Source organism: Halomonas sp. MS1 (genome assembly GCF_024182575.1).
Taxonomy (GTDB): Bacteria; Pseudomonadota; Gammaproteobacteria; order Pseudomonadales; family Halomonadaceae; genus Vreelandella.
This window is the reverse complement of record NZ_CP098926.1, coordinates 4,243,620-4,257,123: the sequence shown is the minus strand read 5'-3', so window position 1 is coordinate 4,257,123 and position 13,504 is coordinate 4,243,620. Positions and strand designations below refer to the sequence as shown.

General features: G+C 51.8%; 8 protein-coding genes and 2 pseudogenes. 8 read left to right on the top strand and 2 right to left on the bottom strand.

Translation table 11 applies throughout. The features are described 5' to 3' along the window. The first annotated feature begins 20 nt into the window (after window positions 1-20). The 8 genes and pseudogenes from NF683_RS19720 (at window position 21) to NF683_RS19685 (ending at window position 11,406) form a co-directional block, all read left to right on the top strand. On the top strand, window positions 21-632 hold the full coding sequence (locus tag NF683_RS19720) for a Maf family protein (RefSeq protein ID WP_089037628.1): 612 nt from the start codon (window positions 21-23) through the stop codon (window positions 630-632). Window positions 633-691: 59 nt separating this feature from the next. Continuing rightward, window positions 692-2,155: a ribonuclease G gene (gene rng / locus NF683_RS19715; RefSeq protein WP_089037629.1), complete on the top strand. Its 1,464-nt coding sequence runs from the start codon at window positions 692-694 to the stop codon at window positions 2,153-2,155. Continuing rightward, a complete protein-coding gene (locus NF683_RS19710; protein ID WP_089037630.1) occupies window positions 2,155-6,066 on the top strand; it encodes a YhdP family phospholipid transporter in 3,912 nt (1,303 codons plus the stop codon). Before rng ends, NF683_RS19710 begins: the two co-directional genes overlap by 1 nt. Continuing rightward, the gene (tldD, locus tag NF683_RS19705; RefSeq protein ID WP_089037631.1) at window positions 6,066-7,520 is read left to right on the top strand and encodes a metalloprotease TldD; all 1,455 of its coding nucleotides are present in this window, start codon (window positions 6,066-6,068) and stop codon (window positions 7,518-7,520) included. Before NF683_RS19710 ends, tldD begins: the two co-directional genes overlap by 1 nt. An 18-nt stretch (window positions 7,521-7,538) precedes the next feature. Beyond that, window positions 7,539-7,742, top strand: a pseudogene (locus tag NF683_RS19700) (class II histone deacetylase); the annotation flags it as partial. A 56-nt stretch (window positions 7,743-7,798) separates the two neighbouring features. Continuing rightward, window positions 7,799-8,652 (top strand): annotated as a pseudogene (locus NF683_RS19695) (aminotransferase class IV). 115 nt (window positions 8,653-8,767) lie between these two features. Next, window positions 8,768-9,478 (top strand): response regulator transcription factor, encoded by a 711-nt coding sequence (locus tag NF683_RS19690; protein WP_089037632.1) that lies wholly within the window; start codon window positions 8,768-8,770, stop codon window positions 9,476-9,478. A gap of 80 nt (window positions 9,479-9,558) precedes the next feature. Further along, a complete protein-coding gene (locus tag NF683_RS19685; RefSeq protein ID WP_157697978.1) occupies window positions 9,559-11,406 on the top strand; it encodes a sensor histidine kinase in 1,848 nt (615 codons plus the stop codon). A 193-nt stretch (window positions 11,407-11,599) separates the two neighbouring features. Here NF683_RS19685 and NF683_RS19680 read toward each other — a convergent pair whose 3' ends face one another. After that, window positions 11,600-13,270, bottom strand: a complete 1,671-nt coding sequence (locus tag NF683_RS19680) for a ShlB/FhaC/HecB family hemolysin secretion/activation protein (RefSeq protein WP_232471458.1) — start codon at window positions 13,268-13,270, stop codon at window positions 11,600-11,602. Beyond that, entirely contained in the window at window positions 13,267-13,401 is a 135-nt protein-coding gene (locus tag NF683_RS21460; protein ID WP_157697979.1) for an ESPR-type extended signal peptide-containing protein, read from the bottom strand. Before NF683_RS21460 ends, NF683_RS19680 begins: the two co-directional genes overlap by 4 nt. Between the last annotated feature and the right edge of the window lie 103 nt (window positions 13,402-13,504).

The following is a 13,504-nucleotide window of genomic DNA, read 5'->3' as shown; positions in this document are numbered from 1 at the left end:
AAGCTGCTGGAGTTGCTGTAATGGATAGTTCACGTTCTGCATCGTCGCCTGTGTTATGCCTTGCCTCGGCATCGCCCAGACGTAAGGCGTTGTTAGCATCGATAGGTGTGGCGGTCGAGGTCATGCCAAGTGACGTAGATGAAACGCCGCTCAAGGGTGAATCTGCGCAAGCTTATGTGGAGCGCTTGGCGAGTGCGAAAGCGCAAGCGGCTGTTTCAAGAACAGCCCTTCCTGTACTCGGTTCAGATACGGCCGTGGTGATTGATGATCAGATATTAGGCAAGCCAATTGATGAGCATGATGCAGCCGTTATGCTTAAGAAGCTGTCTGGGCGTCGTCATAATGTATTAACAGCGGTCGCTGTGGCTGGCCCCAAGGGTGTACTCTCTTGTTGTGTGACAACGGTCGTCAAGATGCGCGTAATAAGTCAGCAGGAAATTGCGGACTATTGGCAAACCGGTGAGCCAGTAGACAAAGCCGGAGGATACGCCATCCAAGGTTTAGCCGCTGTGTTTGTTGAAGAAATTAAGGGCAGCCATTCAGCAGTCGTGGGGCTGCCACTCTATGAAACAACACGCTTGTTGTGCCAGCAAGGGGTGCCAATCTGGTCGGGTTGCTATCAGCAGAGCTAACCGCCATTTCGCCGCCTGCTGTGTTGGCAAGGATACTGTGACTCAATAAGGAATTTTGCATGAGCGGTGAAGTCCTCATCAATTTAACGCCAATGGAGACTCGCGTTGCGCTGGTGGAAAATGGTGTCTTACAAGAGGCGCTCATTGAACGCTCACGTAGGCGCGGCATTGTAGGTAATATCTACAAAGGCAAAGTAGTGCGTGTACTGCCTGGTATGCAGGCTGCTTTTGTTGATATTGGCCTTGAGCGCGCGGCGTTTATTCATGCCCATGAGGTAATGCCATCAGGGACGCCTAATGATGAGCAGCAGACTATTGGTCAGTTGCTACATGAAGGTCAGGCGCTTGTCGTTCAGGTTACCAAAGATCCCATTGGCACCAAGGGTGCCAGGCTCACTACCCATCTCTCGATTCCGTCACGTTATCTTGTCTATATGCCTGACTCTCCCCACCATGGCGTGTCTCAGCGCATTGAAGATGAGCGTGAGCGGGAGCGTTTGAAAGCGCTGCTAGATAAGGGGATTGACGAGCAGACCATCGAGGTAACCGGTGGCTTCATCGTGCGCACTGCGGCAGAAGGGGTTGGTGATGAAGAGCTGGCGGGTGACATGTACTTCCTGCTGCGTATTTGGCGCAAAGTCAGTGAGCGTAGAATAACGGCGGCGTCGCCTAGTGTGATCTACGATGACCTGCCGTTGTTTATGCGTACATTACGGGATGTCATGCGCGATGATATTGAAAAAGTGCGCATCGATTCCCGCGAGAACTTTGTCAAACTGGTCGAGTTCGCTGAAGAGTTTATGCCAGATGCGGTAGACCGTATCGAGTATTATCCAGGCGAGCGACCCATCTTTGATCTGTATAGCGTTGAAGATGAAATTCAAAAAGCACTGGGGCGTAAGGTTCAGTTGAAGTCCGGTGGCTATCTGGTTATCGACCCGACAGAAGCGATGACCACGATTGATGTTAATACCGGTGGTTATGTCGGTCATCGTAATCTTGAAGAGACGATTTTTAAAACCAACCTGGAAGCGGCAACTGCGATTGCCCGTCAGCTAAGGCTACGCAACCTTGGCGGCATCATTATTATCGACTTTATCGATATGGTGGATGTAGAGCATCAGCGCCAAGTGTTACGCGTGCTTGAGAAAGCGCTTGAGCGTGATCATGCGAAGACGAAGTGCACCGGGGTGACTGAGCTGGGCTTAGTGCAGTTGACCCGTAAACGCACGCGGGAAAGCCTGGAGCAAACCTTGTGCGAAGCTTGCCCAACATGCAGTGGGCGCGGGACGTTGAAAACGCCTGAAACTGTTTGTTACGAGATTTTTCGCGAGATATTGCGCGAAGAGCGTGCCTACAGTGCCGAAACGTATATGGTGCTTGCCTCTCAACCGGTGGTTGACAGACTGTTGGACGAAGAGTCTGCGGCGGTTGCCGACCTGGAAACGTTTATTAATAAAACCATTCGTTTTCAGGTAGAGCAACACTACTCCCAAGAACAGTACGACATCGTACTAATGTAATGATAGCGTTACGTTCATTCTCTCGATGGTGCCTAGTAGCGATCGCCTCGCTACTAGGCGGCCTTGCTGTCTTTCTATTGTTGGCGCGCTTATTAGTTAGCCAATCCAGTCTGCTAACACCGAAAATAGAAGCGTTATTAGAGGCCCGTGTGGGGGTGCCCGTTACTATCGAGCACCTATCGCTGTCGTTGGCGCGTAACGATCTTGTTTTGCAATTAGAGGGCGTGCATTCAGCGACGCCTGACGGGCAGCAATTAGTATCCCTTGAAAGTGCACATTTGCGGCTTGATGGTTGGGCGACATTGAGAAGCATTGCACCCGTGTTTAATGATGCGCGCATCACAGGCCTTGAATTTCATCTATATCAGCAGAGAGATGCTGCTTGGGGTTGGCCGGCACCAGCAGAGCTGCCGATTGCTATGTCTCAGGAGCCAACGGTTGATTTAGCGGCGCTGGACGCCTGGGCAGGGCTTATTCTTCGCCAGCGATTGTGGGTAGATAATACTCGTCTGGTGCTGCATGGAAGCCAGCAGGCCGTCACCTTGCACGCGCCTACCTTACTGCTCAATGGCGATGAGCGGCGAACGCGCTTGGAAGGTGCCGTCACGATCTTAGAATCTCAAGGTGTGATTTCGCAAGGAGCAGGGTCTCAAGAAGTTGAGGCCCAAGAAGCACAGGCACAAGAAACGCTGCCGGCCATTGCGATGAACGTGGAGATGCAGCCTGGAGAGCAGGGTTTCCGTGATTTTTCAGCGGCCCTGCAACTGGACATGCAACTGGATCATCTAGTGGCACTAGCCGCTGTTTTACGTCCCGACCGTATGCCTTCCCTAGAGCAAATGGGAGGCGAGGTTACGTTGTGGGGGCGCTGGCATGCCGGGCGCTTAGATGAGGTTCGCTTGGCTGTCGATGTTCCACAGTTGACCCTGCGCCACAAGATTCAATACGCCGTACTGCAAAACATTCAGGCCAATGGCCTTTGGCGGCGAGACGGTGAGGGCGGCGAAGCCTGGCTTAGTGGAGATGCTGAAAACGTCGAGTGGGCGCGTCCAGAAGGTGGAAGTGGTGGCCCAGCCTTACCGCGGCATTGGTACTTATCCCACCAGCCTGATCAATGGGAGGTGCGCACCAGCGCATTTGAACTGGCTTCTTTGGCGGCTTGGCGCGACTATATTTTGTTGCCTGAATCGCTTACTCGAGTGTTACAGACACTATCACCCCGTGGCCAGGTCCAAGGTTTGCGTTTAGGTCAGCATGAAGGCCATTGGGGGGTTGATGCGGCGTTAACCAATGTGGCGGTGCTGCCTTGGGAGCAAGCACCAGGAGGCGGCCCGTTAGATGCTTGGGTACAGGCAAGAGACTTTCGCGGCAGAGTAACGTTTAACAGTGCTGGAAGCAGCTCGCTTAATTTTCCTGAATTGTTTGAATCACCCATGCTGTTGAGCCATGCCGAGGGTGTGGTGGAGTGGGTGTATGACGGCCCGAGCACCATGATCAGTGGTAGGGATCTACGCCTAGATTGGGATGGTGCCGCAGTGAGTGGCGGTTTTGGTCTGATTGCGAGTGAACAAGGCGGCCAGTTTGGGCTTGATATTGCGTTTGCCAATGTTGATGCGCTTAATTACCCGCTCTCTCAGTGGCTGCCCGTCAAAGCTCTTGACCCTGAACTTCGTGAGTGGCTATTAACCGATATAGGCGGTGTTGTTCCCCATGGCTCGCTCAAGCTTAGCTTTCCCTTTACTGGGGAAGAAGCAGGTTCAGAAAGTCAGTTTGCAGATCAAATCTCCTCCACGTTGGCCCTCTCTGTCACCCAGGGGCGATTACCTATCGCGCCTGAGTGGCCCATGCTTGAGGAGGTCGAGGGCAGATTGGTTTGGAAGGATCAGGTGTTGGAGGCGGCTATTCAGCATGCTGAAAGTCAGGGCATTAACGTCTCTGATGGGGTGCTAAAGATGGCTGATGAGACGCTTAATTTGTCGGGAAGTGTCAGCAGTGATAGTGATTCACTGCTGGCGTTTCTCCAGGCAATGCCTGAGATTGATCTGCCTCTGCTTAACGATGTTCGTGCAGAGGGCCGGATCGAGGGTGACATCGCTTTATCGTTACCACTGAGCGCGCCGGACTCATTGGCGCTGGAGATTAATGCTCGACCAAATGTCACAACGCTTGCTTTTCAGCCTGTCGACATTCCGCTAGAAGATCTTCAGGGGGAGGTGACGTGGCAGCAGCACGGTGAAAAAAGCGCTTTGCTCGGGCATGTCTCGGGTCTGTGGTCAGGTAATTCCATCGAAGCGGATATCAATGTTCCGGACGATGGTATTGCCTTGAGCGGTAACATTGATGTCGCCACCTTATTTCAACTGGCCAATATTCCCGCTGAACAAGCTCGCCAGCTGTTTGAGGGGCGTGCTCAGTGGCGTGGGCAGGTCAACCTACAGCCATCACCGTCGATCGTCCTTGAAAGCCGCTTGCTTGGTATTACAAGCAGGTTGCCAGCGCCATTTAGCAAGTCCGCTGAACAGCCATGGCCATGGCGGTTAAGTGCGGACTTCGACAGTGGCCGCTTAACAACACAGTTAGCCGATATCGTTAATGCTCGCGTACAGCTTGATCATGATGAGCTGGCAGGGGTAATTGCTTTGGGCAGTGCTGCCACACCGAGTGGCTGGCCAACACAGCCAGGTTGGAGCGTTGTCGCTCAGGTTGAAGAGTTGCCTCTCGATGACTGGCAGGAGGCGTTGTCACCGTTGATGCAGGCGTCATCTTCGTCGAATGGCGATAGTGAGGATACGCCAATATCAGTCATACTTAGTACGCCTTGCGTGCATTTCCGTGATGCGTGTTTTGGTCGCTTAGAAGCGACAGGCAATATTGAAGGAGACCGCTTGGCTATGCAGTTAAGCGGTGACCTTGTGTCAGGTCGAGTGACTTATCAGCCCGGTAGCGCGCTGCCGCTTGATATCGCTATCTCGTCGCTGGAAGTAGATCGGCTATTTGATATGCCTGCTGCAGCGCATGACAGCAGTGCGCCGACCCCTGGCTCTTGGATGGATGCTGTTGAAACGCAGCACACCACACCAATTGCCATGCCAGAATGGCTTAACCAGCTGCCGGATGGCAGGCTCAGACTAGCCGATATTGGCGTTGGGGAAGGGCGTTTCGGACCGTTAACCGCTTATTGGCAAAGCCAGGGGCAACGTTTTACTCTTTCCCCGGTCGGCCTGACATTAGGGCAGCTCTCTGCCCGCGGAGAACTGGTATGGGAAGGCGACGCTAACAGTAGCCATACCCGCGCTGATGTTTCGATACAGGGGGGTGATGTAGGCACTGCGTTAGAGCGTCTAGGCCAACCAGTCGCCATGCGTAGCCGCTCCACGGATGTCAGCGCAGCGCTGACGTGGCCAGGCGCTCCCTGGCAATTTGAATTAAGTCGGGCGGAAGGCGATATTCGAACCGATGTACGTGATGGGCGCTTTGTGACGCTGGAATCAACACCGGCTCGCTTGGTTGGTCTGCTTAATTTTGACAATATACTGCGCCGCTTGCGTTTCGATTTTTCGGACGTGACGGGACAGGGAACTGCGTTTGATCGGGTGCATGGCACGGCAGATGTCGCCGCGGGCCAATTACTGCTGCGCGGTCCGCTTTCCATTGAAGCGCCATCTACCACGCTAACCCTGACGGGAAGCGTCAATCTTATACAACGTGAACTTGATCAGCGACTAGGCGTCACACTACCTATTAGCCAGAGCTTGCCTATCGCAGCCATAGCCGTAGGTGCTCCGATTGTAGGTGGCGCTCTTTTTGTAGCGGACCAGCTGTTTGGTAGCGCGTTAGATCAAGCAACCACTATCCACTATCGCGTGCGAGGTCCGTGGACGTCGCCGCAGATCACTCTAGAAGGCCCTTAATGACCGCACATAAGAGCGATGTAAATACCGCTGTTTCCATTTTGTTGACACCGAGTGGCCTGGATTTGGATGCCTTAGATACAGGGCTGTCTTATGCCATGGGAGCGGGTATTGATTATGCCGACCTCTACTTCCAGCGTACTTGGCAAGAGGGGTGGGTGCTGGAAGATGGTGAAGTAAAAGAAGCCAGCTATAACATTGATGGCGGCGTTGGTGTGCGCTCCTTAGCAGGTGAAAAGACAGGCTTTGCCTACTCCAATCAAATTACCGCAGATGCGCTAATGGATACTGGCCGTACAGCAGCGGGCATTGTAAGAAGTGGTAAGCAGCTACCTGGACAGCCGGTAGTGGCTGTCAGCGCTGTCGGTCGTTATGCAGGGCTTGATCCGTTGGCGGGGCTTACCGCTGACGAAAAAGTGGCAATGTTAAAAGAAGCAGACCGCATCGCGCGTGCAGCTGACCCCTGTATTAGCCAAGTGAGCGCCTCATTGTCAGGCACTTATGAAGTGGTGTTAGTGCGTGCCAGTGATGGCACCTTAGCGGCAGATATCCGCCCATTAGTCCGTTTTAATGTGAGTGTTATCGCGGCTAAAAACGGTCGGCGAGAGCGAGGCGGTGCTGGCGGGGGCGGTCGTTACTCTATGTCCCGGCTGCGAGATGAAAACGTAGCGGAGCGCTATGCAAAAGAGGCTGTTCGCCAAGCCTTGGTTAACCTAGAGGCAGTCGATGCACCTGCTGGTCAAATGCCGGTTGTTCTCGGCGCTGGCTGGCCAGGTATTTTGCTTCATGAAGCGGTGGGCCATGGACTAGAAGGCGATTTTAATCGTAAGGGCAGTTCAGCGTTTGCAGGGCAGATGGGGAAACGTGTTGCGGCGAAAGGTGTGACGGTTGTCGACGATGCTACCGTTGCTGACTGCCGTGGTTCGTTAAGCGTGGACGATGAAGGCACGCCAGGGCAATACACGCCGCTGATTGAAGACGGTATTTTAACTGGCTATATGCAAGACAAGCTTAATGCACGGTTAATGGATATGGCACCAACGGGTAATGCGCGGCGTGAATCTTTTGCCCATTTGCCGATGCCGCGTATGACCAATACTGTCATGCTGGCAGGCCAGGATGAACCCGCCGACATTATCAAAAGTGTTAAGCGCGGTATCTATGCGGTCAGTTTTGGTGGCGGTCAGGTCGATATTACATCGGGCAAGTTCGTATTTTCCGCTAGCGAAGCCTACCTCATTGAAGATGGCAAAATTACTGCGCCTGTTAAAGGGGCAACCTTGATTGGCAACGGTCCTGAGGCAATGGGGCGTGTTTCAATGATTGGCCATGATATGGAAATGGATACAGGAATAGGTGTCTGCGGCAAAGAGGGGCAGGGAGTGCCGGTAGGCGTCGGTCAGCCCACCCTTAAGCTGGATGAGCTGACGGTCGGCGGTACCCAGTCTTCGTGACTTGATTGCCATCACTAGGTCTTTATTCACGAAGGTGGCTATTCAGAAGCCTATGCACCTCTCTGCGGCCACGCGGTGAGCCAAGCCCTGGCAGGCAGTACTATTGCCGTGCCCGATCCGCAAAACGATGAAATTGCCGCTTGGGGCTATCAAGCCCTGCAACCGCACCAGCAAGCATTAATAGGCGAATGGAGCCAACAGTGGGAACAAACAACCCGATGACACCTCTTTATAACCGCGACGGTTGGGTTTGGCAGGACGGCGAATGGCGCACCTGACTGAGCTGTTTTGAGGGTGTGCGTGCATACGCTGGCCCTAACGGCACGCATTTATTTCGTGCTGCTGAACACGCTCGCCGCTTGGCAGAAAGTGGCCATTCTCTGGATATGCCGCTGTCGTTTAACGAAGCTGAATTGATCAATGCCCGGTGCGAGTGCCTGACCAATAATGGCCTGAATAATGCCTACCTGAAACCTATTGTATTTTTTGGTCTAAAGGCTTAGGGCTACGGGCCCGGGGGCTAACTAATCATGTGATGGTGGCAGCGTGGTATTTAGGCCCCTATATTTCACCACAGGCCGCCACCCACGGTTTGCGCGCTGGGTGTGCCGCCGTCAATATCAGCCTCTGACGGGCGAAAACCAACGGCCACTACGTCAACTCGATATTGGCACTGAACACGGCGATCAAGGCTGTGCTCGATGAAACCATTATACTTGACCCGGAGGGCTATGTGGCTGAAGCCTCGGCGGCGAACGTCTTCTTTCTCCGCAATAGCGTGCTGCACACTCCGGAAGTGACCTCCTGCCTGCAAGGCTTCACCCGAGATAGCGTGATTCAACTGGCGCAAAAAGTGCTGGGTATTGAAGTGTGTGAGCGGCGGGTTAGCCGTGATGAGTTATACACCGCCGACGAGGCGTTTTTAACTGACATCTCTGCGGAAATACTTCCTCTACGTGAGCTGGATGGACGCTATATCGGTGGACGGACGGGAGCGTCGAAACGAGGTGGGTCGATTGATGCTGATAGTGTCACAGGCAAGCTACAGCGTCTCTATCGTCAGGCGGTGCGGGGTGAGCTTGAAGCGTTTCAGCGCTGGCTGGCACCCATTGCAATGCAAAGAGTGAGTTGAACGCCTACAGCTTTATTAATCTCGGCTCAAAATCACTACTTTCAGGGATGCATTGAAGTAGTAACCACGCAATAATAGTGGCCAGATAGCCTGCCGAGTACAAGGATAGCATGTCATGACAACCAGTGAGCAGTTGCTACCTATTCCGGTGTTGTTGGTCGAAGATGAGCCAGAAATGCGTTTACGCTCAGCACGTATTTTACGCGATATTGGCTACCATGAATCAGCTATTGATCATGCCGATTGTGTTAAGAGTGCGCTGGAGTATCTCGCCAATCAGACGCCCTCTATGGCACTTGTTGATCTCGGTCTGCCTGATGGCAGTGGCGCTGATGTAATTGCAAGCTTTCGTCAGCACAGTCCTGCTATGTTGATTTTGGTCATTTCTGGGATGAGCAGCCAAGAAGCTATTTTGGGTGCGCTGATAGCAGGAGCCAACGGCTATTTACTAAAAGAGAGGGATGATCTAGAAATCATGCTTTCAATCCGCTGTGTAATGAGGGGGGGGGCACCAATTGACCCTTTTTTGGCTAGAAGTATCATCGATAATTTTATGCTCTTCAATAAAAGCAAAGTGGGTGGAAAAGAGGGTCACAGTGAAAAAACCTTGAGCGCCGTATCGGAAAGCCATGAGACGCTCACCTCACGACAAATGTGTATTTTACAGCTGGTGTCAGATGGCTTGAGCAATAGGGAAATTAGTGAGCACCTTTGCATTTCCAAGTATACTGTTGAAAGTCATATAAAAAATATTTATCAAAAGCTTACAGTATGCAATCGTGTTTCTGCCGTTATTACCGCACGTTCTTTGGGGCTACTCTCATAATCTTGAGCTTGGCTTCTTCACCGCTATCTGCCGCTCAGCTACCCTGCAGTGAAGACATTATTAGTGCAGAGGTCGCTAAGGTGTCTTCTATTCCAGTTCCCCTGCATACGCCTGATGATGTATGGAGTGAAGTTAGCCTACCCGACCTGCGCTGGCATGAGCGCTGGCCTGATTATCAAGGATGGGCATTATACCGTATAACGTTTCGGGCTGACTGTTTTCAAAAGGGGCAGTTGGATGACCCTTTAACGCTGGTAATCAGCTATTTGAATGCCGCTGGCGCAGTCTATGTAAATAGCCAGTTATTGCATCGTGATATTTCCTTGAGCGAGCCATTAACCCAAGGGGTAAATACGCCGCGTCACTGGGTATTAACAGACTCTGATAGCCATGCCGATAACCTGAATACTCTCCATGTTTATGTGAAAGGGGTGCCTCAGCGTATACCTGCTGGGCTAGGTAGCATAGTCATTGCGCCCTACCATGAGGCCATGCCCATTTATAACACTTGGCTGTGGAGCAAACTGCGCATTCCCTGGATAAGCATTATGGTTTCGTTTGCTTTTGGTTTGACAAGCCTAGTGGTATGGATAAAGAATCGGCAACTAAAAGTGTTCTTCTGGTATGGCGCTGTTAATTTAGCCTGGGTGTTTTTTTATGGCGTGTTACAGTTACAGGATCCCTGGCCACTATCTGGTACACAGGCGATATTAAAAGTGAGCAGCATAGCCTTTGTGTTCTATGTGGCCTGCTTCTGTATGTTGCTATGGAGATTTGCTGAGCGCAGGTCACCACGCTTGGAGTCTAGCCTATGGACAAGTGTGGCGATCGCTAGCGTAGCGTTGCTTTATGTGCCGAACTCCTCTTTGAGGCCCATCGTTGATGTGGCTGTGTTTCTGCTGTTTGTTATTCTGCTATTAAGTGTATTCATCCAGTTCATTATCTTTACCGTTGCATATCCCCGTACGGAGCGTGTCATTGTTTCTGCTACCTTAATTATTTTTGCCCTGATTATGCTCCACGACCTTTCCTTGATTTTTGCCTCTGCTAAGAGCGGAGAGCTCACTATGTGGGCTCCCTATGCTACGTTACCGGCAGGTGTCTGTATGGCAGTAGTGTTGACTTTGTTTAGTCGACGCACTATCCAGCGGCTAACATCATTCAACGCAGAGTTGGAAAGTGAAGTCGAGGCGGCGCGTCAAACGTTACACAAGCAAATGGAAGAGCAGCAACGCTTGCGTATTGCTAACTCAAAACTTCACGAGCGCTTGAAATTAGGACGTGAGCTTCATGACGGTTTAGGAAGTTCGCTGGTGAGTGCCATTGCTCGTATGGAAAGGCATCAAGGCACTTCTCAGCATAATACTAAAACGCATCGAATTGCTCTCGCGACACTCAAGCTGCTGCGTAATGATCTCCGGCATATTATTGATAATGCTTTTACCTCCTCACAGCAAGCCTCCTCAGAGCCAGGGCCATGGATTGCCCCTATAAGGCAGCGTTACAGTACATTATTTGATGAACTGGACATGCGTTTGATTTGGTGTATCCCGACCAAGTGGCACCAGCCCCCCACTGCAGAGCGGTGTATGGCACTGGCACGCATTATGGAAGAAGCACTTACCAACATTATCAAGCATAGCCGAGCCAAAACGGCACGTATTACCATACGCCAAAATAGACATAACATCTTTTTGGCGATTGAAGACGATGGCATTGGCTTTGATGTGTCGCTAGTGAAAGAGGCCGGTTTTAGCGTTGGTATTCAAAGTATGCAAATTCGTGCCAAGGGGCAGTCAGGACATTTATGGTCCCACTCTCACCCTGGTATTACTCGCTTAGTAGTACGACTGCCGAATAAGGAAGTTTTGGGCACTAAGCGCTGGAGTGACGAGTCGCTGGAACATCCTGGTGCCGTGCATAGTTAATGCTGTCTTATTGTTGATTTTGTAGTGTCAAAGAGGCAACTCCGCTAGTGGATATCGTCCCTATGCATCGCGAGTCGCCTACTTTTCTCTAAAACTTTTCGTTGGTTTTCGGTAACAGCCTGGGCTGCGTGGATCAGTCGTATTCGGCAAGATTTAACGGTCTCAAAGCCTTGCTATCTTGTACTGAGAATGATCAGAAACGATAGCTTGTTGAAGCCCAGACGGTAGGGGTGCGCTGCTGGTTATCAGCCTGGGCATCGCCGCCATCCAATTTCCATGCGCTACTGACATTTAGGCTAATGCGTTCATGTTGATAGCGCAGCCCGATACCGGCTCCCGAAAGCGACCGTGTGTCATCATCGTTATCGCCTCCAGGGGTGCGTCCGCCATCTACAAATACATACGGCACCATGCTGTTGCCTACATGGTAACGAGCCTCTAGTTGAGCTAGCCAGCCACGACTATCCGACCCTTCGCCAACGGGATAAGCGCGTACTCCGTATGGCCCTCCTAAAGAGAAACTTTCAGAGCCGTCAAGACTATCAACATCTGCCCACTGGGCATTGACGCGGCCATATATTTCAAAACCACTGCCTAGTGCTTGAACCCTGGCTGCGTCCAGCGTTATGTAAGTAAAGCCGTAGTCAGCATCGTCCAATCCAGTTTTTGCTTGGGAGAGTGTGCCAGGTGCCAGTGTCACTGTGCCGTAGGTAACACCCCCTGCACCTAAAGCATCCCGGTGATCAAAACGTATACCCAATGGTAAGCTATGGCTACTAGTGGCTTGGCGATAGTTAAAGAGATCAATATCATCGTGCAGGTCTTTATAGAGATATCGTGCGCTTAATGACACATTAGACTGTTGGCTTCGTACTAGTGGATAGTAGACACCCATAGAATAAGCGTCCGCTGTGCCGGTATACCCTTCAAATCCTTTACCGAGAGCATAATCGGTATAAGCATAACTTAGTTCACCGCGCAGACCGCTGGTACCCAGTGGGCTTGAATAGCGTAAATCGCCTAACCAGGTACTCTCGTTGGAGTAAAGGCTAGTGAGGCTTAACTCGTCGCCCAACGTCGCTAAATGATGTGCTGAAAGGCTAACTCGGCCACGGTATTCCCCGGAAAAACGGCTACCGTGGTTATCAGCTCCAATGCTACCCATAATACGCTGACGGCTATGCACTTGAACCTCCAAATCGCCCTCACCCAGGTCGGTGCCAGGGCGCATAATAGGGGTGAACGATACTCCTGGCAGGTCACCCAAAAGCAGCACTCTACGCTCCAAAGAAGTAGACTCAATAGGCATGCCTGTACGTAAAGAGGATAACCAGGGGCTGGTAGCCGCGGCTAGAGTAGGGTCATCGCTGGTAGCCGTCACTTGACCATAGCGCCCTTCAACTACCTGAAGCTCAAGTATGCCATTATCCAGTGATTGTGCAGGAATAAGGGCTTGTGCAAAAGAATAGCCGTTATCGCGGTAATGCTGGCTGATTCGGTTAGCAATCGCCTGAATGCCCGCCAGATCCTGTGGGCGATTTATCTGATCTTGAACAAGTTGGAGAAGCTCGCTGGTGGTGAAGTGGCTATTACCTCTAAAGCGAATACTGTTCAAACTGATTTGCTGTCCACCTGGGGTAGCCTCAGCAAGCGGCTGCCCTTGGAGGTTCAACTGAACCGTTGAAGATTGAGGGCCAGCAGTGCGGGGCTCGCTTTGTTGCAATATCTGCCCTGCATCGGGCGGTAGTTGAGCGAAAGCGCCACCGCTCATTAACAAGTAAGTGCAAAGAGACAGATTGTATTTTAATCGATTAGCTGGTCGAAAGAGGGGGCTGGTGTAGGCCCGTGAGTAGCGCTGTTTCATTCAGTACTCCATCTAAGTTGTTCAGCCAGCAACATATTGGCGAGACTATTTTTGGTAGAAATTCCTGGCTCCGAAATGGCTTGCCAAACACCCTTGCGATGGTTCCAGGCGATACGGTAACAACGATTCATAAACACGGCTTCCAGGTGATTCCCGTGGTTCATCATCGCTGTGTATGAAAAACGGGGATAACAGTGATGAGAGGTACTTATAAACTCCGCACCCATGTAGGCA

Coding starts and splice junctions, on each gene's coding strand:
- tldD (WP_089037631.1), top strand. CDS start 6,066: ATGACCGCACATAAGAGCGATGTAAATACCGCTGTTTCCATTTTGTTG.
- NF683_RS19710 (WP_089037630.1), top strand. CDS start 2,155: ATGATAGCGTTACGTTCATTCTCTCGATGGTGCCTAGTAGCGATCGCC.
- rng (WP_089037629.1), top strand. CDS start 692: ATGAGCGGTGAAGTCCTCATCAATTTAACGCCAATGGAGACTCGCGTT.
- NF683_RS19680 (WP_232471458.1), bottom strand. CDS start 13,270: ATGAAACAGCGCTACTCACGGGCCTACACCAGCCCCCTCTTTCGACCA.
- NF683_RS19720 (WP_089037628.1), top strand. CDS start 21: ATGGATAGTTCACGTTCTGCATCGTCGCCTGTGTTATGCCTTGCCTCG.
- NF683_RS19690 (WP_089037632.1), top strand. CDS start 8,768: ATGACAACCAGTGAGCAGTTGCTACCTATTCCGGTGTTGTTGGTCGAA.
- NF683_RS21460 (WP_157697979.1), bottom strand. CDS start 13,401: ATGAATCGTTGTTACCGTATCGCCTGGAACCATCGCAAGGGTGTTTGG.